This window comes from Streptomyces sp. NRRL B-24572 (genome assembly GCF_002156145.1).
GTDB classification, from domain to species: Bacteria; Actinomycetota; Actinomycetes; order Streptomycetales; family Streptomycetaceae; genus Streptomyces; species Streptomyces vietnamensis.
In genome coordinates, this window is the sequence record NZ_MWIG01000183.1 from 1 (window position 1) to 20611 (window position 20611).

A 20611-nucleotide genomic window follows, 5' to 3' on the forward strand; every position below is an offset into this window, starting at 1 on the left:
CTCCCCTGAGCACCCGGGACGGATCTGGTCGAGCTGCTCCTCGCAGCGGTTGGGCCGCCATCGGTGGGCGGTCGCGAGAACCGTGTCCTGGCCGGCCGCCCGCCGAAGACTCCACCGTCGCTACGAACGCAAGGCCGAACACTTCCTCGCCATCGTCGGCGTAGCCGCAGCCCTGATCGACCACCGACGATTGGCCACGCCGCTCAGGGCCTGAGTCGGTCCTGCTGCACGTCGAAACAGGTCAACCCCATCTTGTCCGCCAGGTCCGCCGCGTAGGCCGACGCCTCCTCGGCCATGCTCCAGTCCATCCCGGAGCAGGTGAGCGGACCGCTCGCACTGCCGATCAGCGGCCCGACCGACCAGGGCGAGGTTCCTTCCTCGTGCCCGATGGTGTCGCACCACCGCTCAAGCAACGCGGCCACGTGAGCCGCAATGCGTGCGGAGGGAGGCTCGTCCACCTCTACGGCCGGACGACCAGCGCCGTGAACAGTCGCTGAATCTCCTTGCAGATGAGGGGGATCAGCACACCGGGGCGGGACGGCGGACGTGCTCGTCAGCGCGGACCACGGCGAGGGAAGAACGGACGAGCATCGCGAGGGTGACCCAGCGGTGCCAGGACGTCCAGCGTCTGACCTGGTGTTCGTCCAGTCCGGTCAGGCCCTTGCCGGACTGGAAGGTCTCCTCGACGGTCCATCTGCGTCCGGCGACGCGCACCAGGGCGGACAGCGGCGCCGGGGCGGCTGAGCAGCAGCGGTAGAAGGCGAGTTCGCCGGTGCGGCGGTTGCGGCGGACGAGCAACGGGTGACGGCTGAGACAGCAAACACATCAGACCGGACCAATCGAGACGGGGACGGCTCGGCATGAGACCTGGTACCCGACCAGCAAGACCACGATCTACACCTAACGCCCTTGCCTAGCCTGGAGCCGTGCAGGACCCCCGGCGGGCGATCTTGGGTGTGATGCGCGGGCCCGGAGGATGCGATCAACACGCCCACAAGGAGGATGGGCTCATCCTCGACAACCAGGATTCCGTCGGGGAGCTGGTGCCGTCGATGATCCGGACGTCGTACAGGACGACAGGGGTCGGGTCCACGGCGGTCCTTCGAGGTCACGGCGGCGGAGAGGCGATCGTGCCACGGTGTGGTCTCGTCCTCGGGGATCTTGCGGTGCGTGCCGCGGCGGGTGCCGGTCGGTCCGCGGAGTGGTCGTTCCGAGCAGCACCGTCGGCGTGGTACTGGCCGAGTGAGGAGCGAGGCCGGCGGGCTGGCCGTTCATCGTGGCGGGTGAGGAGGTCCTCCTCTTGCAAGGCGCGGCGCAGACACAGGATGCCGGACAAGGCCATAGAGACAGGCACGAAGGTCGTCGGCCTGGTCGGGCTGGAGACTGCCGTCGTGGCGGTCGGCCAGATGGAGGTGGGTTTTCCACACGATCGGCGAGCGGTGGAGCGGCGTGGGTGCGGTTCATGGCGACGGTCGCGTTGTTTCCGTCGAGGGCGTCGGCGAGTGCGGGGTAGGAGAAGTACTCCTCTGCCTGCTCGTGGGACCGGAGAAATCCCTGGAACAGCCGGTCCGCCTGGAGGACGGCTTCGACGGCCTCGGGGCCGGTGCCCTCGCGCAGCGGGTGTGCCGCGGCGCGGAGGCTTCGGCGGCGTGCTGCGGGTCGTGGTGTTCGTCGCCGAGAATGCGCGGGCTCTCAGCGGTCCGCGTCCGGGTAGCCCTGCCGACGACGGGCACGACGATGATCACGGACGGCAGGGCACGGCCATCAGATTCACCGCGTCCGCACGCATGGGGGAGCCGGGTCGTCTTTCTCCTGCTCCCTGCCGGACGGCGGACCGGAAGGCCCTGGGGGAACCTGCCCGGGGACAGCCCGTCCGGCCGGCACATGATGTGCCGGCCGGTGGAACGGGTCAGGCAAGGGCCAGGAAGAGCTTCTCCAGTTCCTCCTGCGTCATGGGCGGGGCCTCGGTGCCGTCGGCGAGGCACTGGCGCATCCCGCTCGCCACGATTTTGAACCCGGCCCGGTCCAGGGCTCGGGACACGGCTGCCAGCTGGGTCACGACGTCCTTGCAGTCGCGGCCCGACTCGACCATCGAGATCACCGCGGCCAGCTGCCCCTGCGCCCGGCGCAGACGGTTCAGGACGGGCCGTACCGATTCTTCGTCTACCTGCACGAGATCCTCCTTCACCCCCCTGACAAGAATACCCCAAGGGGTATAAAACGAGACTTGGCGGCGTGCTGCTCGTGCCCTTCCCCCGGTGTGGACCGCCGTGGCCCGAAGACGGCCTCGGGAGGGTCCGCCGGTCCGCTGCATCGCGGCGTCCGGCTGCCTTTCAGGTGGCAGGGAGAAGGGTCAGGCGAGGGCGAGGAAGAGCTTCTCCAGCTGGTCCTGCGTCATGGGCGGGTTTTCGGAACCGTCGGCGAGGCACTGGCACATGCCGCCCGCCACGATCTTGAACCCGGCCCGGTCCAGGGCCCTGGAGACGGCTGCGAGCTGGGTGACGACCTCTTCACAGTCCCGGCCGGACTCGACCATCGCGATCACCGCGGCCAGCTGGCCCTGTGCTCTCTTGAGGCGGTTCAGGACGGGCTTCATCGATTCTTCGTTGACCTGCACGGAAATCCTCCTCCCCCTTGGGCACACCCGGGACACCCGTCCTTGGGTTACTTGAGCGCCGTGTCCCGGCGGACGCGGGGCGCCGGCTGCGGGTGTTTCGTGCCTGACCGCCTCCGGAACCGGATGGCGACCGCGCCGCTTGCGGCGGCGCCGAGGACGGCCCAGGTGGCGGGGTGGGTCCACAGGCCGGGGTCGAGCTGCTGGGCGAGGACGAAGACGCCCATGACGACGACGAACCATCCGAACGCCTTGCGCAGCGCGTCCTGCGGGATGCGGCCGGCGAGACGGGCGCCGATCAGGCTGCCGATCACCGCCGCCACGGTCACGGTCAGGGCGATGCCCCAGTCGATCGTCACGCCGGAGAGGTGTCCGGCGAGTCCGGCGAAGGACTTCATCGCGATGACCAGCAGCGAGGTGCCCACGGCGATGCCCATCGGGAGTCCGCCGAGGACCGCGAGGGCGGGGACGACGAGGAAACCGCCGCCGGAGCCGACGAGTCCGGTCACGGCGCCGACGACCAGGCCCTCGACCGCGATGTGCTTCAGCGGCAGGTCACGGTGGGCGGGGCGGGCCTTCTTCGCCCCGTCGCGCGGCTTGCGGAGCATGGCGAAGGCGGTGGTGAGCATCATCAGCGCGAACGCGATGAGCAGGACGGTGCCGGGGATGTACTCGGCGATCCGTCCGCCGGCGTAGGCGCCGGCCATGCTGAAGGCGCCGAAGAGGAGGCCGGTCCGCCAGCGGACCCGGTGGGCGCGGGCGTGCGGGACCAGGGCGGCGAGGCTGGTGACACCGACGACGAAGAGGGAGGTGGCGATGGCCTCCTTGGTGTCCTGTCCGGCGAGGTAGACCAGGATCGGCACGGTGAGGATGGACCCGCCGCCGCCCAGGACGCCGAGGCTGACGCCGATGAGCAGGGAGACCGCGACGATCAGGGCGGTCACGACGCGCTCCGCAGCTCCGCGATCACGGTGCGGAGGTCGGTCCGGGGGCCGCGGTTGTAGGGGAGCTTGGAGAGCAGGACGCCCATGGCGCAGGAGTTGCTGAGCGCGGCGTAGGTCAGGCCGGCGCCGACGGCGGTGCCGATGAGGTGGGCGCCGGGGACGGCGATGCCAACGAGTCCGGTGACGAGGACGATCGAGCCGGCGACGAGGCGGACCTGGCGCTCCATGTCCCACCGCTCCGGGCCCCGCTTCACGGGTGCGCCCGCCGCCTCCCAGGCGTTCATGCCGCCCTCCAGGACGCGCAGGTTGGGCAGGCCGGCCTGGGCGAGGGCCTGCTCGGCCTCGCGGGCGCGCTGGCCGGAGCGGCAGACGAGCACGACCTCCTCGTCCAGGTGGGACAGGAGCTCCGCGCGGTGCTCGCGCAGAGTGTTCAGGGGGACGTTGTACGCGCCGGGGATGTGGACGGTGCGGAACTCACCGGGCGTGCGGACGTCGAGCAGGCGTGGCGCGCGGCCCTCCTCGGTGATGCGGTGCAGGACGGCGGGGGTGATCGACTGGATGGTGCGCTCGGTGCTCATGTATGACTCCGAAAGGAAGATATACCCATGGGGGTATAGGTGAGGGTGTGAGGGGCCCCGAGTTCCCGGGGCGGGGAGGGGTGTCGCGGGCCGGGGCAGTGCGGCCCCGGCCCGCGACGGGCGGAGGAACGGAGGCGGTGCGGCCTCCGGCCCCGCCATGGGCCGGCGGTGCACGACGGGAGGAGTCCCGGACCCGTGCCCGACCGGCGGTCGGGGTGGTCAGACGCCGGCGGGCTCGGTCGCGAGGGCCCAGGCGGCCCAGCCGCCGAGGATGTCGGAGACATCGCCGAAGCCGCGGTGGCGCAGCAGGCTGGCGGCGATGGAGGACCGGTGGCCGCCCGCGCAATGCAGGACGAGGGGCCGGTCGGCGGGCAGTTCGCCGGTGCGGGCGGGCAGCTCGCTCAGCGGGATGTGCAGGGCCTCGGGGATGAAGCCGTTCGCCTCGCGCTCGCCGCAGGTACGCACGTCCACCACGAGCGGCGGGTTCTCCCCGCCCAGGGCGGCCTTGAGGTGCGCAGCGGTGAGGCGGCTGGCCGGGACGACCTCGCCGGCCAGCACCCGCAGCGCGTCCTCGGGGTTGCGGACGTAGCCCGCGACCCTGTCGAAGCCGATGCGGGCGAGCCGGGTGACGATCTCCTCCTCGCGGTTCTGCGGTGCCATGACGACCAGCTCGTCGGCCGGGTCCAGGACGGTGCCGGCCTGTTCGGCGAAGCGCCCGTCGGCGGGCACGTTCACCGCGCCGGGCAGGTGCCCGGACGCGAACTCCTGCGGGTCGCGGGCGTCGACGACGACCGCTCCGCCGTCGCGGAGGGCGGTGAACTCGCCGAGCGCGAGCGGCCGGGCCGCGGCGGTCGCGTCGTACAGGGTGCGGTCCTTGCGGTTGAGGTCGGCGTCGTAGGCGAAGTAGCCCGGCGCCGCCGACTGGCCGGCGGTGACCAGCGCCACGAACTCCTCGCGGCTCATCGGCGCGCAGGCGTAGTTGGTGGCGCGCTGCTCGCCGATCGTGGAGGACTTCTCCGTGGACATGTTCTTGCCGCAGGCGGAGCCCGCGCCGTGGGCGGGGAAGACCCGGACCCCGTCGGGCAGGCCCATCAGCTTGTTCTGCACGCTGTCGTACAGCATCGCGCCCAGCTCCTCGGCGGTGACGCCGACCGAGGCGAGCAGGTCGGGGCGGCCGACGTCGCCGATGAAGAGGGCGTCGCCGGTCAGAACGCCGTACGGGACGGCGTCCTCGGCGTGCTCGTACACCAGGACGCTGATCGACTCCGGAGTGTGGCCCGGCGTCTCCATGACCTCCAGGACCACGTCGCCCAGGGCGATCCGCTCGCCCTCGGCGAGGTGCCGGACCGGGTACTCGGTCTCGGCGCGCGCGCCGTAGCCGATCCACGCGCCCGTCACGTCGGCCATCTCCAGGTGCCCGGCGACGAAGTCCGCGTGGAAGTGGGTGTTGATCACGCCGACGACGGTGAAGCCGTGCGCCCGGGCGTCGGCGAGGTACTCGGAGACGTCCCGGCGCGGGTCGACGACCACGGCCTGCCCGGTCCGCTCGTCGGCGATCATGTACGACGCCTGGGACAGGCAGTCGAGGTAGTACTGGGCGAAGAACACGGCGAACCTTTCGACGGAGGGATCGGGCGCGGAGCGGAGCCCCGCGGGAGTGCGGTGGGGGAGCGGTCGGCCGCTCAGGCGGCCCGGGCGTCCGTGCCGCGTACGACCGGGCGGCCGGTGCGGACCCATCCGGAGGTGCCGCCCGCGACCGAGATCGCGTGGAAACCGGCGGCCTCCAGGTGCTCGGCGGCCCAGGCGCTGCGGTTGCCGCTCGCGCAGATGACGTAGACGGGCCGGTCCGCGGGGAGCGCGGCGAGGTGGGCGCCCAGCTCGGAGAGCGGTGCGGGGCGGACCCCCGGCACGTGGCCCGCCGCGTACTCGTCCGGCTCCCGCACGTCGATGGCGAAGGCACCCTCCGCCAGTTCGGAGGCGAAGACGTCCAGATCGGCTTCACGCATGGAAGATCACCCTTTCGGATACCCCCCGGGGTACTTACGTCATCGACTGTAGGCAGGCCCGCGAGGGGAAGTCAAATACCCCCCTAGGTATCCAACGTCACAAGGGAAACCTGCGCGAGGAAGGTGAAATTTATACCCCTAGGGGTATGGTGATCTGCGGATACGAGAATGGAAAGGTTGGTGATGAGATGACCATGGTGGCGCGGCCGCCCTCCGAGGGCGCCGTCCGGCTGGGGCTCCGGGAGAACAGGGCGCAGTTCGCGCTGCTCGTCGTCGTCACGGCAGCGGTCGGGGCGCTGGTCGGCCTGGAGCGGACGACGGTCCCCCTGATCGGGACCGAGGTCTTCGGACTCGCCGGGAACCTGGCCGTCTTCTCGTTCATCATCGCCTTCGGCCTCGCCAAGGCCCTCACCAACCTCGCCGCCGGCGTGCTCACCGCCCGCTTCCGGCGCAGACAGCTCCTGCTGGCCGGCTGGCTGATCGGCCTGCCCGTGCCGTTCGTGCTCGCCTGGGCCCCGTCGTGGTGGTGGATCGTGGCCACGAACGTCCTGCTCGGCGTCAACCAGGGGCTCACGTGGTCGATGACCGTCAACATGAAGATCGACCTGGTGGGCCCGGCCCGTCGGGGACTGGCCACCGGCCTCAACGAGGCCGCGGGCTACGTCTCGGTCGGCGCCACGGCCCTGCTTACCGGCTACCTCGCCACCCACTACGGTCTGCGGCCCGCACCCGAGCTCATCGGCGCGGTCTTCCTCGCCGCCGGCCTCGGCCTGTCCCTCCTGACCAAGGACACCGCCGCCCACCTGGCCCTCGAACTGGCCCGCCACCCGGCACCCGAAGGCGGCCCGGCAGACAGACCGTCCTTCCGGGAGACCTTCGTCCGTACCTCATGGCGCGACCGCTCCCTGCGCGGCGCCTCCCAGGCGGGCCTGGTCAACAACCTCAACGACGGCCTGACCTGGGGCGTCTTCCCCCTCCTCTTTGCCGACCACGGCCTCGGCATCGCCGCCATCGGCTTGATCAAGGGCCTCTATCCCCTGCTGTGGGGCATCGGCCAGATTCCGGCCGGCCACCTCGCTGACCGGATCGGCCGCAAACCGCTCGTCGTGACCGGCATGTTGGTCCAGGCGGCAGCACTGCTGCTCGCCCTCGCGCTCCTCGACCGCCCCCTTCTCGCCGGCGTCCTCTCCGCCGTCGGCCTCGGCCTCGGCACCGCGCTGGTTTACCCGGCGCTGATCGCCTCCGTCTCCGACCACGCCCACCCCTCCTGGCGCGCCCACGCCCTCGGCACCTACCGCTTCTGGCGCGACATCGGCTACGCCGCCGGAGCCCTGGTCGCCGGCGTCCTCGCCGACGGGCTCGGTCTGAACGTGACTGTCATTGCCGCCGCCGCCCTCACCGCGGCTTCGGGCCTCCTCGCCGCCCGATGGATCACCGACGCCACGAACCGCTGACCCCACGCCCTCCCGAAGCGGATCTAACCGATCGGTCCAGAAGGACGAGGCCGCCGAGTGGAGCCGAGTCCAGCTCCTGGCCCAAGTCCACAACTATTGCCGCAGTGACGTGGTCGCCTGGCGCAGGCCGTCATGGGGGCCTCGCCCCAGCTTGGCACCCAACCGTCGGCGTCATGGAGCAGCACGGGGTTGCCAACTGCGAGCAACAACGGATGCCACTGCATCGTGCAGCCGCCCGACGCCAGGTACAGCCATGATCCGGGCAGCCCGGCCGCGCAGTCGCGTTCACGCCTGGTGACCGAACAGAGCCAGTCGATCAGGTCCGCCACCGCACGCCGACCATCGGTGAGCGAGGCCAGACCGCCGTCGGACCCGAAGCCGCCGTCGCCGGCCTCGGCGTAGATCCTCCGAAGGAGTGACGGCAGCGGACGCCCGATGATGTCCTCGGCTGCTTCGACCTCAGGTGGCGTGACTGACGGAAACAACGGTCCGCGTGGAGCGTCAGCGAAATAGGCCGCCACATCCCCGGCCTGCGACGTGAGGACGATCAGCCCGTTACTGCCGGAGGCGGACGACCCTTCGAAGGCGCCGCAAGCAGATGATCGTGCAGGCCAGTTCGAGCAACCCCTGATGGAGGTCGGCGCGGCGTTCGTAGCGAGTGCGGAGTCGTTTGAACCGATGCAGCCAGGCGAAGGGCCGACGTGATCCCCCCTTTGAGAGCTCGGACGTGCGACCCGTCCACGGAGCACTGGTCCAGGTCCAGCAGGCTGGCGCGGCGAAGCTCGGTCAACAGGGCGGCGTGCAGGCGCGGCCGCACGCCGGCCTCGGTCCAGTCCCGCAGTCGGCGCCAGGCCGTCACCCCGGAACAGCCCACCGCCTCCGCGGGGACGTCACGCCACGCGACACCGGTCCGCAGCGCGTACATGACGCCGGTAAGCGCCACTCGATCGGGAACACGCAGCCGCCCGGGTGGCGATGGCGCCGTTCGGGGGCGGGCGGCAGCAGCGGGGCCACCCGCTCCCACAGGCCGTCAGGAACAAGATCAGCACGCGCATCCCGGCCACCGCGGTCGCCGAGATCGAAGAGCACCACTACACCTCGATGGACGCCGCCTCCGAGGGCCTGGAGACCTACGCGCTGCTCGAGTTCCCGCACGACTTCATCGACACCCTGCCCTCGGGCAGGGCCCTCGACGAACACCTCGTCCTCGACCGACACCATGCCCCGTACCGGACCTGTCGGCCGTGCGCCGAGGAAGGCCGCCAGACCCATCCGACACCGACCCGACCGACGGCCTTGTGGATGTCTTCGCTCCGGCGGACCGCTCTGAAGCCGTCACGCCGGCGAGCCAACCGGTGGCGATGTGGGAATTGTTCCGCATGAAATGACCCCCGGCTGTCATTGAGGGGCGTACCTGCGCCGCATGAGGAAGTCGGGCGCCATCCCCGAGCCGTAGAAGAGGTAGAGCGTGCCAGGGCCGCGTGAGCCGACCATGGGAGTGGTGTGGCTGCCGTCGTGCGTGGTCGCGGGGGTCCACGTGTTCCCGGGTGCGTACCAGGAGTGCTGGAAGAGGCGGTACTGGGCGTCGTTGCCGAGGTAGAAGACGTCGAGCCGGTTCGGACCCCATGACACGGCCGCGGCGGCGCTGGGCATCCGCCCGCCCGGGTCGACCTCCCCGGTCCAGCCGCCCGCCCAGGGCACCTCCGGACGCTGCTTCAACCGGTCGTCCGCGCCCCGGTAGAAGAGGTCGACCCGGTCCGGGCCCCAGCAGGCGGCGACGAGACGGGAACGGGCCTCGAACGCGCCGAGGTCCGCCGTCCGCCGGCCGCCGCCGTCCAAGAAGTGCTGGACGGTGTGACGGGTGTCGCGGCCCATGACGAAGGCGTCCACGCGTTGCGCCCCTCGGGCGACGACAGCCGAGACCGTGTGGACGCCGAACTGGCCGAGCAGGGCGATCCGTTCGGGCTGTTGCCAGCGGGAGGCCGACGGTGCGGGAGGCGGAGCCGCGGTGGTCGCCACCACGGTGGCGTACGCGGACGACCGGGCATCGCCGGGAGCGCCGCGACAGGTGCGAAGGCCGTATCGGTACGGCGTCACGAGCTGAAAGCCCGAGGCGTCCTCGTACGCGGTCATGGACCGTGCCGCGTCTCCGGTCACGTCGAAGACGTTCACGAAGCTTCCGTCGGTGAGGTCGAAGCGCTGGAGGACCAGTCCGTCGGCCCGGGAGTCGATCCGGTCCCACTCCAGCCCGACGCGGGGCCGGCCGCCGTTCGCGTCGTTCCCGGTGACCCGCAGTCCGGTGACCGGGCTCGACCGACGGCTCGGCATGCTGTGATTCCGAGTGACGGGCTTGTCGCCGGTGCGGGGAAAACGGCCAGTTCCGTGCCGTCGTGGACGACACGGAAGCGGGTGTCCTCCACGACGACGTTCACGGTCCTGCCACGGTGCGCACAGCCGATCAGAAGCGATTGACGGGCCATCACCACTCGACCGGTTCTGTCGACCAGCCGCTGAACGGTCAGCGGTCTGGCCGGGCCACCAGGTGGCAGCGGGCCGGCGGCGGCACGGACGCCCTTGAGCAGCGGAAGCCTTCCCGGAGGGATTGGCAGCGGCATGGTCTTCACGACGCGCCCATTGCTGACGGCGTGGAGAAGGTGCTCGTCCGTCCGCAGCACCACGCGGCTGCCGGCGAGGGTGCGGGACAGCATGACGTCACGGTCTCCGAGGCCGACGACGCCATCGCGCGTGACCGCGCGGTCGACCTCGACCGCCGTTCCCGGAGGCAGTTACGGCCGACCGCGGTGACGGGGCGGCGCAGGGGCCGCCGGCGGTGGCCCCGTCGGCCGGCCAGAGAACACGTCCCGGCTCCTGGCCAGGTCCTCCGGTGGGGTCCGCGAGGCGAAGGTCTTCAGCAGGTAGCCCTCCATGGTGACGTGGATGCTGCGATCGTCGGCCCATACGGTGACGGTCCGCCCGGCGGAGGCAGGCCCGACCCGGATGTCCTGACCTCCGTTGGTTGTAGCTGTGGATCCAGGAGTCGATCGCTTCCTGGGCGTCGGCCGGCGGGACGCCCGAGACGATGTCCATCTGCCACAACTGCCCGGGGGCGTCGCGCTGCCACCGCCGGCACTTGCGCTTGTGCTCCTGTGGCTGCGGAACGTGGGCGAGAGTCGGTGACGCCCATCTCGGCACCGTGTGTCAGCGGGCTCAGGAACGATGCTTCCGAGGCCGATGGGGAGGGGTTGTGGAGGAAGACGATCTCCGCGAGCCGATACTGCGGTTTTTTCCAATACCGGCCGGGCAGACGTGGCGCACTCTGTCGTCGGAGAGAGCTTTGCCGGACCCGTGAGGTCCGGCAGACCCGTTGAGACGGAGCATCGTTGATGAAGACCCCCAAGAGGATCGCCGCTGTGGGTGCCGCTGCCCTGCTGGCCGTAGTCGCCGCGGCGGGCAGCGCGAGCGCAGATCAGTACGCCCCCTACATCGGCTACGGCTACCCCAACACCCACGACGGTGTGCAGTGTGTCCAGCACGCCATCAACAACTCCCCCACGCCGTACCACATCCTCGCCGAGGACGGGCTCTTCGGCCCCGACACCTACAACGGCATCGTCGCCTTCCAGAAGTGGTGGAACTCTCAGGGCTTCTACCAGCTCCAGGTGGACGGCATCGTGGGGAAGGACACTGGCGGCCCCATGCAGGACTGGGCCGCCGACTGGGGGTACAAGTGCACCAAGGCCCTCCCGAGCTACCCCGCCCCCTGAGCTCGGTCCGGAACCGGACGCAGCAGGCCCAGGGGCCCGGGTCGCCGTCAGGCGCCCGGGCCCCTGGGCCTTTTCCAGATCCCGCCGACGCGGGTCGGAACACCTTGCGGTGTCGGCCGTCATCGTGCGATCGGCATGCCGGTGAACCTCGGCCCGGACGGTTGACCGGGGCCGGGGTGTCCCGCGGGCCGGTGGTCGGCAGACGCGACATGCCGGTCCCGGCATCACGGCGGATCGCCGCGTACCGATCGACCAAGGATGTACTGACGACAGAACGTCAAAGATCTCCTGAGCCCTCACAGGTGTAGGGCGAGACGGAGGAGGCGAAGGGCACCGTCCGTCCGCGTCCGTGATCACCGGCGGATGGCGGACGGTGTGCTCCCGCCGGCGCAAGGGCGTCACCCGTGCGAAGGCGACTGAACGTTTCCGCTGTTCCGCTCGCCTCCTACCGCGGTCCATGATCGCGACGCACCCCGCCCAGTGCGGGAACCATCGTCGTGCTCGGAGGCATCCGCCCGTGGCTCTCGTCATCGTCGTCGCCGTACTGGCCCTGCTCGCCGGTCTCGCCGCCAACCGCTGGCTGCGGCCCAGACTCCTCAGCGAGGACGACGACACCGGCATGGCCGTCAAGGACCTCGTCGGTCCTCTGCTCACGCTGACCGTCCTGCTCCTGGCCTTCGTCCTCGTCACCGCCAACGGCTCCTACGGCAAGGCCGAGGTCGCCTCGCGCGGCGAGGCCCGCGCCCTGGACCAGCTGGTCGAGACCGCCGAGTACGCGCCGGAGGCCCAGCGGGCCCGGATCCAGGCCGATGCCGTCTGCTACGCCCGGGCCGTCCGAGAGCAGGAGTGGCCGGCCATGGCCGATGGCAAGGGCTCGGCCGCACCGAGCGTGTGGTCGACGGATTTCCGGAGGTCCTTCCGCACACTGGAGGGCAAGCCGGTGTTCGGGATGCTGATCGCCGCCGACAACAAGCGCTCCGACGAGCGGGAGGAGCGCCTCACCCAGGCGACCGCCAGCATCCCCAGCGCCATCCTCTGGTTCCTGCTGGCCACCCTGGTGATCACCGTGATGGCCCTCGGCATCTGCCTGCCCCGCCGGAACAACCGGGGCCAGGTCATCACGCTCGTCGTGATCACCGCGCTCCTGACCACGACCCTGTGCATCATCCGGGACGTCGACCGCCCCTTCGGCGGCATCATCGACGTCGAGCCGACCGCGATCACCGAGGCCGAACGACAGGCCACCCGTGACTTCACGACGAACCACCCGGCCGCCGAACTGCCCTGCGACGACCAGGGCAACCGCCGCACCGTCTGACCGCAGCGTCCGAACGAAAGGCCACTCATGCCGCTGCTCTCCGTGTCGGCGCTCCGCCGCCCCCACCCGGCAGGTGACGCGGCCGCTGCCCAATTGCGATCAGGAGGGTACTTGTCGCTGTCAGGCCTGCTGACCGCAAAGGGGCTGACCGTGCTGCGTGAGGAGGCGACGCGGCTGGAGCGGGCGGCGCAGCGCCGGGACTTCGCGATGGAGTGCATGGACGGCTCACCACGGCACATGACGACCCTGGGCGGCCACGTCATCGCCCAGGCGTCGCGCCTCGTCCCCGAGCTGTACGCCGACCCGGATCTGCTCGCACTCGTCTCCGGCCTGATCGAGGAGACGGCACTCCCGGTCCCCGACCCCGTGGAACGGCACGTGCTGAACATCCTCCACCGCGAGGGCGACACCCACGGCGCGCACACCGACGACTACCCCTACGCCCTGGTGATCTTCCTGGAGGCCCCCGAATCGCCGGAAACGGGGGGCCTGTTGGAGTACGTGGCCAACGCCGTCTCCCTACGGGACCTCACCGCCCGTCCCGCGCGCACCGCCCACCACCGTGCCGGCGACGCCTACCTCTTGCGCAGCGACACCACCGCGCACCGCGTCACCCCGCTCGCCCGCGCCGGAGAGCGCCGCACCGTCCTGAACTTCGCCTACACCATGCCTGGTTCCGTCCCGCAGCCCACCCGTCGGCGCGTCGGCTGTACGCGTGAAGCCCCTGATGCGCGTCATGTGGCCGAGCGCTCGGCAGAACCCGCACATCGGGGCGGAAAGTGGTGGTCGGGCGTTCTTCCCGGGTCTCCCGGAGCACCGCTCGGCGACGGAAGCCTTCCGTCGGTGTCCGCGTCCGGCCATCCGCGACGTCGATCCCGTCGATCCATGAGGAGTATCGTGGTCCACCATGCCGAGGCCGTCGTGGTCGGCGCCGGGATGTTCGGTTCCGCAGCGGCCAAGTACCTCAGCCGTGCGGGGGCTGACGTCGTCTTGATCGGACCCGAGGAACCCGCGTCCGGGACGACCGCCCGGCAGCTGCCGGAGTACGGCGCCCACCAGGACGAGTCCAGGATCGCCCGCTGCCTCGGCTGGGACAGGTTCTGGGGCACCGTGGACACGCGCTCGACCGGCCGATACCGCGACATCGAAGCCGAGTCCGGCATCGGCTTCTTCCACGAGTGCGGCTCTCTCGCCCTGGCGGCGACCTCCCTCGGTGACCGTACCGAGGGCATGCTCGCTGCCGCACGGGACGACGACGTCGGCGTGGAACGGCTCTCGCCCGCGGAGATGCGCCGGGAGTTCCCCGAACTGTGCCCGCCCCCGATCACCGGCGGTGTCGAGGCCCTCCTGGAACGCAAGAACGCCGGCTACATCAACCCTCGCCGACTGGTGCGGGCGCAGCTGGAGCTGGCCACGGCATCGGGGGCACGGCTGCTGCGGGGATCGGTGACCTCCGTACGCAGGGACGAGAAGGCCGGTCTGTGGCACGTGCGCGGGGACGACCCTGCGGGTTGCGCACCCTTCCTCGTCGCAGCCGAGAGGGTCCTCGTCGCAGCGGGGGCGCTGATCAACCACACCGCCGCCCTCCCCCCAGGGCGCCCGCTCGATCTCCAGGTCTTCACCGAGCCCAACCTCCTGTTCGAGGTCGACGCGTCCCAGCGCGAACGTCTGCAGGGGCTCCCCACGGTCGTGACGATCGACCCGACCGACTCGGGCGACGCCAACATGTCGACCTATCTGCTGCCGCCGGTCCGATACCCCGACGGCCGGTGGTACCTGAGGATCGGCCCGGCGATGCAGCCCCTCGTGAAGGAGCTGCGGACGGCACGGGAGATGCTCGCGTGGTGCACGCGGCAGAAGGTCAGACCGGAGCAGTCGGGCTTTCTCCTGCGCATGATGCGCACCCTGCTCCCCGGTCTTGAACCGGTCTCCGTGCGCGAGGCCTGCTGCGTCGTCGACAAGACACCGTCGCGCTACCCGTACATCGGGCCCCTGGATGACGACGGTCTGTCCGTGGTCGTCGGGGGCAACGGCCACGGGGCCCGGGGAAGCGACGAGATCGGCCGGCTCGCCTCGACCGTCGTACTGGGCCGGCCATGGGACTTCCCCCTCCCTCAGCAGGCGTTTGCTCCCAGGACGGCGATCGCGGAGCGGTCAGACCGTCCCTGTTACCTGAAGCCGCCCTTCGGCCTGTGCTGAGCCCGTCCCGGGAGGCCCTCGGAGGCACGGAGCCCTCTCCATCACGTCCGCGCACTGCTCGCGCGCCCGGCCCCCGGTGACGGGGCCGCTCGCACGAGCGTCTTGACGTGGGCGGCGTCTTCCCCGTCGCGATTGGTGATGACGGCTGCCGTGGACGCGGGCCGCCTGTGCGCCTCGTAGCGGTTCAAGGCGGAGGTGACCGCGTCGCCGCGGCCGAGTTCGGCCCCGAGGGCGACGGCGTCGAGAACGGCATGCGATGCGCCTTCGCCGCCGAGGGGGTACACGGGGTGGGCGGCATCGCCGAGCAGGGTGACCCGGCCGTGCCACCCGTTGCCGAGCGGGTCGCGGTCCACCATGGGGTACTGGAGGACCTGATGGCTGCCGCGGATGGGTCCGGGGACGTCCAGCCGGCCGAAGTCCCAGTGCGCGTGGTGGGGGACCACGTCCTCCCGGCTGCCGTGCTTGTTCCAGTCCGCCTCCCGGATCCCGTCCGGGGGAGGCGCGGAGACGAGGCACACCCAGTTGACCAGTGCCCGGCCTCGTCGTGCGTGCCGGGCCGAGACGGGGTGGGCGATCAGGCGGGTGTCCTCGTCGTCGGCGGCCAGGATCATGGTGCGTCCGTCGAGGAAGGTGGGCAGTTCCGTGACGCCGCGCCACATGTGGACCCCGGAATCGTTCGGCGGTCCCTCGTCGGGGTGGAGCCGGGACCTGACCGTGGAGTGGAGGCCGTCGGCGCCGATGAGCGCTTCGAACTCGCGGGCGGCGAGGGAGCCGCGGCCGTCGCGGGCGTACGCGCGGACGGTGTGGCGGGTCTGCTCGAAGTCGTGCAGACGGGTGTCGAGCCGGACGGCTTCCGGGCCGAGGCGCTCGCGGACGGCGGCCAGCACCATCATCTGCAGCCGGCCCCGGTGGATCGGGTACTGCGGGTGCGCGTAGCCGGCGGCCAGGCCTCGTGGGTCGGTCCACAGGAAGGTGCCGGTGTGGTCGAGGTGGTGGTTCACGCGGGTGGGGATGCCGCTCCGGGCCAGGGCGTCGCCGAGTCCGAGGGCGACGAGCTGCGCGACGGCGAAGGGCTGGATGTCGATTCCGACGCCGAGCGGGCGGAGCTGTCGTGCCGCTTCCCAGACCGTCGCGCGGACGCCCCGGGCGTGGAGGGCCAGGGCCGCGGTCAGGCCGCCGATTCCGGCCCCGACGATCAGGACCTCGGGCTTGCGGGCTGGAGTCATGCCGATGTGGCTTCCCAAGAACTGCCGGGTCCGGTACGGGATGACACGAGGTGGGACCCGCCCTGGCCGGGCCGGGTCCCACCTCGCGCGCCGCCGCGGGCGAAACGGGTGCTCAGCGGCCGTAGTCCAGCACGAGCGCGCCGGGGAGGTTCTCGTCGGTCTTGGTGGAGAAGTCCTCGACCGCCGCGCACGGCTCTTCGGTCGACAGGCGGCCGTTGCCGTCGCGGTCCATCGCCTCGAACGCCTTGTGTGCCTGCTCGGCCGGGATGCCGACCGCCTTCTGCGCCGCGGTGAACTCTTCGAGGTCCAGAGGGCGAGACCGAGTTCACCCGGCTGCGGGAGAGCACCGACGCCGTCATGGAGAGCAGTGGCCTGCCGAAGGTCCAGCGGATCGTGGTGGCGGACGACGAGACGTACACGGGCATCACAGGGAAGGCGCTGAAGCGGCGCCTGCGCGCCTCATGACCGACGCCGCACGGCAGCGCCGTGCCGAGACGTTCCGCGCGCTCCACGAGCGGCCCGGCCTGTTCGTCATCCCGAACCCCTGGGACGCGGGCACCGCGAGGCTCCTGGCCGAACTCGGTTTTCCCGCCCTCGCCACCACCAGTGCCGGCCTGTCCCACAGCCTCGGACGCCCGGACGGAGTTCACCGGGTCAGCCGCACGGAGGCGTTGGACGACGCGCGGGCGATCTCCGTCGCGACGCCGCTGCCCGTGACCGCCGACCTCGAGGACGGCACCGGCACGCACCGTTGGCCGTCGGTGGTCACCGCGGCTGCTGTTCCGCGATGACCGCCCAGTCGTCCGCCCCGCGACCGTCGGCGATGGCCTCGTCGAAGACAACACGCAGCAGTTGACCGATCGGAAGCGGAATGCCCTGGTCGGTCGCTGCGTCGAGCGCGAGGTGGAGGTCCTTGCGGCCCAGGACTGTGGTGAATCCGGCCGGCTGATAGCGCCGTTCGGCGATCATCGCCCCGTAGCCGGTGTAGACGGCGCCCGGGAAGAGCGTCGAGGTCAGCAGTTCGACGAACTGACCGGAGTCGACACCGGCGCCTTCCGCGAGGCTGATGGCCTCGCCCAGCGACTGGATCGCGCAGGCGATCAGGTAGTTCCCGAGGATCTTCACGGTGTTGGCCTGCTCCGGACGGTCGCCGAGTCGCCAGGTCCGCGAGCCGATCACGTCGAAGAACGGCTGTACGCGGTCGAGCAGCGCGTGCTCACCGGCCGCAAGGACGTTGAGTGCTCCGGCTTCGGCGACCGGAGCACGGCCGAAGACCGGTGCCGCGACGTATCCGACACCATGCTCGGCGTGCGCTGCGCCGGCCCGGCGAGCCAGGCCGGGGCTCACGGTGGCGAGGTTGACGTGAACAGTCCCGCCCGGGGTCTGAGCGAGGACACCGGAGTCGACGAACGTCTCGGCGACGGCCCGGTCGTCGGACAGGACCGAGAAGACCACCGGCGCGTGCATGGCCTCTGCGACCGAGGCGGCACGACGGGCACCCGCTGCGACCAGTTCGTCCGCGGGCCCGTCGGAGCGGTTCCACACCACGACGTCGTGGCCGGCCTTCAAGAGGTTGCGTGCGATGGGCCGCCCCATGGCTCCCAGACCGATGACCGCGATGCTGCTCACGCGGAGTATCCCTTCCCTTGAACCGTCCAAGACGGTTCAAGAATGTCATGGGGTTACGATCGTGTCGAACCGGCTGAGGCGGTTCAGTGGATGCTGTCGCTCACTGTGGAGGGGTGGAATGACCGAGGACCTACGTCGTGTGTTCCGGATGGACAACGAAGTCCTGGCGTTCCGGTTCACCGCCACCGTCAGCGATCGGGCCGGCCGGACGCCGCGAGAACGGCTGACCGATGCCTCACGGCTGGAGATGTGGCTGGGGGCGACGGGGCTCGCCGTCACGGACGTGTCGCCGACGGATCTGGAGGGCGCCGTCGAACTGCGCGAGGCGATCTACCGCATCGGGTCGGCGATCGCCGCAGGCGAGCAGCCGGACCCCAAGGACGTCCACACCCTCAACACGATCGCTGCCGCCGGGCACGCGAAAGCTGTGCTGGAACACGAACGCGCAGGATGGCACCTGACGGAGACGACCCCGGTCGGTGACGCCCTCGGGGTCCTGGCCGCGGAGGCCATCCGCGTCCTCGGGGGTCCCGACCGCGGCCGCGTCAAGAACTGCGAAGGCCCCGGATGCGCGGGGCTGTTCCTCGACACAAGCCGCGGAGCCAACCGCCGCTGGTGTTCCATGAACACCTGCGGCAACAAGGTCAAGAAGTCACGCATCACCGCGAGCTGACCCGGCAGTGCCGCGATCGGGCCCCGTCGACAACGTCATGCGGGTGCGTGTGCTGCGGCGATTCCCTCGTCGGTGTTCTCGAAGGCCAGGCAGCGCGGGGGCCGGTACGACCAGGCGGTGGGCGGCGAGCAGGTAGGCGTCCGGGGCCGGTTCGAGGCGGGCGACGTGTTCGCGGGCGACGATGGTGGTGAAGAGGTCGGCGAGTTCGGGGACGGTGAGGCCGAGGGTGGCGCGGGTGGCGCGGGCAGCGTCGGTGTTGATCGTGTGTGTGTCGACCAGGGTGCCGTCGAAGTCGAACACGCAGGCCGCAGGCGCCACGGTGGCCACGAGGTCGCGGGCACTGGGGAGTGTTCGGGTCACGGGCGTACTCCGAGGGGGTGTCCGAGAGCGGTTAGGGCGTTGCACAGGCCGCGACGGCGTTCTCGAGGTTCCGACGGCATGTACCGGGCTCCGCCGTCCGCCTGGGTGTCGAGCGCGTACGACACCGCGTGATCGAGGCACCGCACCGCCTCGTCAGCCGCTGTCGTACCAGGCGACGTCAGCCGCGCGGCCGACACCCCCCGACCGTCGACACGCCGGTCACACCGGTCACACCGGTCCGGTACGTGCTCACCTCGGCCCCCCTGCCCCTCAAGATCGATTCTTTCACGGGTGCGGCAGGCGTGATCGCGGTCGGGCGGTTCCTGGTGCAGGGGAGGGACCGTGGCTATGCGTGCCAGGCGGGTCGGCGCTTCTCGATGAAAGCGCGGGCGCCTTCGGAGGCGGCGGTCGTGGCGAAGACGGGTGTGCTGAGGGGATCCTGGACGGCATAGGCGGTGTGGTCGTCGAGGCCGCGGGTGTCCTGGACGATCTGCTTGGTGATGCGGATCGCGTCGCGGGAGTGGGCCTGGACGCGGTCGGCCAGCGCGAGGGCGGCCTGGAGGGCTTGGCCCACGGGCGTCAGCTGGTTGACCAGTCCGTGGCGGGCCGCGTCGGGGGCAGACAACGGGGACGCGGTCAGAAGCATTTCCATGGCCACGTGGTAGGGGAGACGGCCGGGAAGCCGGATGGCTCCGCCTTCGGCGGCGATCAGGCCACGGGCCACCTCGGGCAGGGCGAAGAAGGCGGTGTCGGCCGCGGTGACGAGGTCGCAGGCGAGGGCGAGTTCGAAGCCGCCGGCCACGGCCGCGCCCTCGACGGCGGCGATGAGCGGCTTGCGCAGGCGGGCCCGGGTCAGTCCGGCGAGCCCGCGGTCGGCGACGACCGGGACGCCTTCGGCGGGGAAGGCCTTGAGGTCCATGCCGGAACAGAAGTGGCCGCCCGCACCGGTCAGGATGCCGACGTTCAGCGATGAGTCGGTCTCCAGCCGGGTCAGAGCCGCGTCCATGGCGAGGGCGAGGGTGCGGTCGACGGCGTTGCGGACGTGGGGCCGGTTGAGGGTGATGAGGAGGACGCCCGGACGTGGTTCGGTCGTCAGCACGGGGTCGTGGCTGTCCATGGGGTGTGGTCTGCTCCTGGTCGGGGATGCTGCGGCGGGGTGGGGGTCAGGTCCGTACGACGGGAAGTGCGGCCAGTCCGCGCATCACCCGGGCGGGCCGCCAGGCGAGCTCGTCGGCCGGTTTGGCGAGGCGTACCGGTCCCAGGCGGTGGAGGAGCAGGGGAAGCGCGACGGCGCCTTCGAGGCGGGCCAGGGCCGCGCCGATGCAGAAGTGGGGTCCGTAGCCGAAGGCGAGGTGGTCGTTGGGTGTTCGTCCCAGATCGAGCAGGTCGGCGTCGGGGAAGCGGGTGTCGTCGCGGTTGGCGGAGCCGATCAGGAGGCTGACGACGTCGCCCTCCTCGATCCGCTGCCCGTGCAGAGTGATCGGTTCTGCGGCGCACCGGAAGGTCGCGTCCCGCACCGGGGAGTCGTACCGCAGGAGTTCCTCCACGGCGGTGGCGACGAGGTCCGGCCCGGCGTCGGGTGCGGTGAGCCGGGCTGCCTGGCCGGGGTGACCGAGCAGGGCGAGCATGCCGTTTCCGATGAGGTTCATCGTGGTGTCGTGCCCTACGAGGAGCAGGAGGTAGGCGGTGGAGCGCAGTTCCTCCTCGCTCATCGCCCCGGTTTCGTCGCCGGCCCCTACGAGGGCGCCCAGCAGGTCCACCGCTCCGTGCTCGTCGCCGCTGCGCTTCCCGGCGATCAGGATGTCCAGCAGGGTGTGGAGGTGCTCCTCCCCCCGGGCAGCGGCGA

At 71.0% G+C, this 20611-nt stretch carries 20 protein-coding genes and 3 pseudogenes; 8 read left to right on the forward strand and 15 right to left on the reverse strand.

Annotated features, from left to right (window positions below; all coding sequences use genetic code 11):
* Positions 1–214: pseudogene (locus CCN56_RS11900) on the forward strand (hypothetical protein); the annotation flags it as partial.
* On the opposite strand, the gene CCN56_RS11905 reads toward CCN56_RS11900, so the two are convergent.
* From CCN56_RS11905 to CCN56_RS11940, 8 genes and pseudogenes are all read right to left on the reverse strand, one after another.
* A complete protein-coding gene (locus CCN56_RS11905) occupies positions 204–422 on the reverse strand; it encodes a hypothetical protein (RefSeq protein ID WP_107484138.1) in 219 nt (72 codons plus the stop codon). The pseudogene CCN56_RS11900 and the gene CCN56_RS11905 sit on opposite strands and share 11 nt — an antisense overlap.
* Before the next feature lie 38 nt (positions 423–460).
* Positions 461–798, reverse strand: a pseudogene (locus tag CCN56_RS11910) (IS701 family transposase); the annotation flags it as partial.
* 1111 nt (positions 799–1909) lie between these two features.
* Complete coding sequence (locus CCN56_RS11915) at positions 1910–2173, reverse strand: metal-sensitive transcriptional regulator (protein ID WP_086826298.1); 264 nt, start codon at positions 2171–2173, stop codon at positions 1910–1912.
* A gap of 180 nt (positions 2174–2353) precedes the next feature.
* A complete protein-coding gene (locus tag CCN56_RS11920; RefSeq protein ID WP_373412850.1) occupies positions 2354–2596 on the reverse strand; it encodes a metal-sensitive transcriptional regulator in 243 nt (80 codons plus the stop codon).
* Between the two features lie 68 nt (positions 2597–2664).
* Positions 2665–3558 carry a sulfite exporter TauE/SafE family protein gene (locus CCN56_RS11925; RefSeq protein ID WP_086826302.1) on the reverse strand — a complete coding sequence of 298 codons (894 nt, stop codon included), beginning with the start codon at positions 3556–3558 and terminating at the stop codon, positions 2665–2667.
* Positions 3555–4136: a rhodanese-like domain-containing protein gene (locus CCN56_RS11930; RefSeq protein WP_086826304.1), complete on the reverse strand. Its 582-nt coding sequence runs from the start codon at positions 4134–4136 to the stop codon at positions 3555–3557. Before CCN56_RS11930 ends, CCN56_RS11925 begins: the two co-directional genes overlap by 4 nt.
* 219 nt (positions 4137–4355) lie before the next feature.
* Positions 4356–5744: a rhodanese-like domain-containing protein gene (locus CCN56_RS11935; protein WP_086826307.1), complete on the reverse strand. Its 1389-nt coding sequence runs from the start codon at positions 5742–5744 to the stop codon at positions 4356–4358.
* Between the two features lie 74 nt (positions 5745–5818).
* Positions 5819–6142 (reverse strand): rhodanese-like domain-containing protein, encoded by a 324-nt coding sequence (locus CCN56_RS11940; RefSeq protein ID WP_086826309.1) that lies wholly within the window; start codon positions 6140–6142, stop codon positions 5819–5821.
* A 188-nt stretch (positions 6143–6330) separates the two neighbouring features.
* Here CCN56_RS11940 and CCN56_RS11945 point away from each other — a divergent pair, with 188 nt between their 5' ends.
* Entirely contained in the window at positions 6331–7596 is a 1266-nt protein-coding gene (locus CCN56_RS11945) for an MFS transporter (protein WP_086826311.1), read from the forward strand.
* A 555-nt stretch (positions 7597–8151) separates the two neighbouring features.
* On the opposite strand, the pseudogene CCN56_RS11955 reads toward CCN56_RS11945, so the two are convergent.
* Positions 8152–8685, reverse strand: a pseudogene (locus CCN56_RS11955) (transposase).
* On the opposite strand from CCN56_RS11955, the gene CCN56_RS43130 reads away from it, so the two are divergent.
* A complete protein-coding gene (locus tag CCN56_RS43130) occupies positions 8572–8979 on the forward strand; it encodes a hypothetical protein (protein ID WP_179199812.1) in 408 nt (135 codons plus the stop codon). The pseudogene CCN56_RS11955 and the gene CCN56_RS43130 overlap by 114 nt on opposite strands.
* Before the next feature lie 15 nt (positions 8980–8994).
* On the opposite strand, the gene CCN56_RS11960 is transcribed toward CCN56_RS43130, so the two are convergent.
* Positions 8995–9924, reverse strand: coding sequence for a hypothetical protein (locus CCN56_RS11960; protein ID WP_086826313.1), 930 nt, complete (start codon positions 9922–9924; stop codon positions 8995–8997).
* 1055 nt (positions 9925–10979) lie between these two features.
* On the opposite strand from CCN56_RS11960, the gene CCN56_RS11965 reads away from it, so the two are divergent.
* From CCN56_RS11965 to CCN56_RS11975, 3 genes are all read left to right on the forward strand, one after another.
* Complete coding sequence (locus CCN56_RS11965) at positions 10980–11360, forward strand: peptidoglycan-binding protein (RefSeq protein ID WP_086826315.1); 381 nt, start codon at positions 10980–10982, stop codon at positions 11358–11360.
* Positions 11361–11877: 517 nt separating this feature from the next.
* On the forward strand, positions 11878–12678 hold the full coding sequence (locus tag CCN56_RS11970) for a DUF4239 domain-containing protein (protein WP_086826317.1): 801 nt from the start codon (positions 11878–11880) through the stop codon (positions 12676–12678).
* Between the two features lie 111 nt (positions 12679–12789).
* The gene (locus CCN56_RS11975) at positions 12790–14877 is read left to right on the forward strand and encodes an FAD-binding oxidoreductase (protein WP_086826319.1); all 2088 of its coding nucleotides are present in this window, start codon (positions 12790–12792) and stop codon (positions 14875–14877) included.
* Between the two features lie 41 nt (positions 14878–14918).
* On the opposite strand, the gene CCN56_RS11980 is transcribed toward CCN56_RS11975, so the two are convergent.
* Positions 14919–16103, reverse strand: coding sequence for an FAD-dependent monooxygenase (locus tag CCN56_RS11980; RefSeq protein WP_086826321.1), 1185 nt, complete (start codon positions 16101–16103; stop codon positions 14919–14921).
* A gap of 461 nt (positions 16104–16564) precedes the next feature.
* Between CCN56_RS11980 and CCN56_RS11985 the strand changes: the two genes are divergently transcribed.
* Positions 16565–16894 (forward strand): isocitrate lyase/phosphoenolpyruvate mutase family protein, encoded by a 330-nt coding sequence (locus CCN56_RS11985; protein ID WP_086826323.1) that lies wholly within the window; start codon positions 16565–16567, stop codon positions 16892–16894.
* On the opposite strand, the gene CCN56_RS11990 is transcribed toward CCN56_RS11985, so the two are convergent.
* Positions 16869–17732, reverse strand: coding sequence for an NAD(P)-dependent oxidoreductase (locus CCN56_RS11990; protein WP_086826325.1), 864 nt, complete (start codon positions 17730–17732; stop codon positions 16869–16871). The genes CCN56_RS11985 and CCN56_RS11990 overlap by 26 nt on opposite strands.
* Before the next feature lie 148 nt (positions 17733–17880).
* On the opposite strand from CCN56_RS11990, the gene CCN56_RS11995 reads away from it, so the two are divergent.
* Complete coding sequence (locus tag CCN56_RS11995) at positions 17881–18405, forward strand: ABATE domain-containing protein (RefSeq protein ID WP_218779407.1); 525 nt, start codon at positions 17881–17883, stop codon at positions 18403–18405.
* On the opposite strand, the gene CCN56_RS12000 is transcribed toward CCN56_RS11995, so the two are convergent.
* The 3 genes from CCN56_RS12000 to CCN56_RS12010 all read right to left on the reverse strand — a co-directional run.
* A complete protein-coding gene (locus CCN56_RS12000) occupies positions 18385–18765 on the reverse strand; it encodes a hypothetical protein (RefSeq protein ID WP_143664500.1) in 381 nt (126 codons plus the stop codon). The genes CCN56_RS11995 and CCN56_RS12000 overlap by 21 nt on opposite strands.
* Before the next feature lie 346 nt (positions 18766–19111).
* Entirely contained in the window at positions 19112–19882 is a 771-nt protein-coding gene (locus CCN56_RS12005; protein WP_086826331.1) for a crotonase/enoyl-CoA hydratase family protein, read from the reverse strand.
* 46 nt (positions 19883–19928) lie between these two features.
* On the reverse strand, positions 19929–20611 hold a 683-nt coding region (locus CCN56_RS12010), incomplete at its 5' end, for a cytochrome P450 (RefSeq protein WP_143664501.1).

Excerpts from the sequence above, each read along its gene's own strand:
- CCN56_RS11920 (WP_373412850.1), bottom strand. The coding sequence starts at position 2,596 with ATGAAGCCCGTCCTGAACCGCCTCAAGAGAGCACAGGGCCAGCTGGCC.
- CCN56_RS11930 (WP_086826304.1), bottom strand. The coding sequence starts at position 4,136 with ATGAGCACCGAGCGCACCATCCAGTCGATCACCCCCGCCGTCCTGCAC.
- CCN56_RS11940 (WP_086826309.1), bottom strand. The coding sequence starts at position 6,142 with ATGCGTGAAGCCGATCTGGACGTCTTCGCCTCCGAACTGGCGGAGGGT.
- CCN56_RS11945 (WP_086826311.1), top strand. The coding sequence starts at position 6,331 with ATGACCATGGTGGCGCGGCCGCCCTCCGAGGGCGCCGTCCGGCTGGGG.
- CCN56_RS43130 (WP_179199812.1), top strand. The coding sequence starts at position 8,572 with ATGGCGCCGTTCGGGGGCGGGCGGCAGCAGCGGGGCCACCCGCTCCCA.
- CCN56_RS11960 (WP_086826313.1), bottom strand. The coding sequence starts at position 9,924 with ATGCCGAGCCGTCGGTCGAGCCCGGTCACCGGACTGCGGGTCACCGGG.
- CCN56_RS11965 (WP_086826315.1), top strand. The coding sequence starts at position 10,980 with ATGAAGACCCCCAAGAGGATCGCCGCTGTGGGTGCCGCTGCCCTGCTG.
- CCN56_RS11980 (WP_086826321.1), bottom strand. The coding sequence starts at position 16,103 with ATGACTCCAGCCCGCAAGCCCGAGGTCCTGATCGTCGGGGCCGGAATC.
- CCN56_RS11985 (WP_086826323.1), top strand. The coding sequence starts at position 16,565 with ATGACCGACGCCGCACGGCAGCGCCGTGCCGAGACGTTCCGCGCGCTC.
- CCN56_RS11995 (WP_218779407.1), top strand. The coding sequence starts at position 17,881 with ATGGACAACGAAGTCCTGGCGTTCCGGTTCACCGCCACCGTCAGCGAT.
- CCN56_RS12005 (WP_086826331.1), bottom strand. The coding sequence starts at position 19,882 with ATGGACAGCCACGACCCCGTGCTGACGACCGAACCACGTCCGGGCGTC.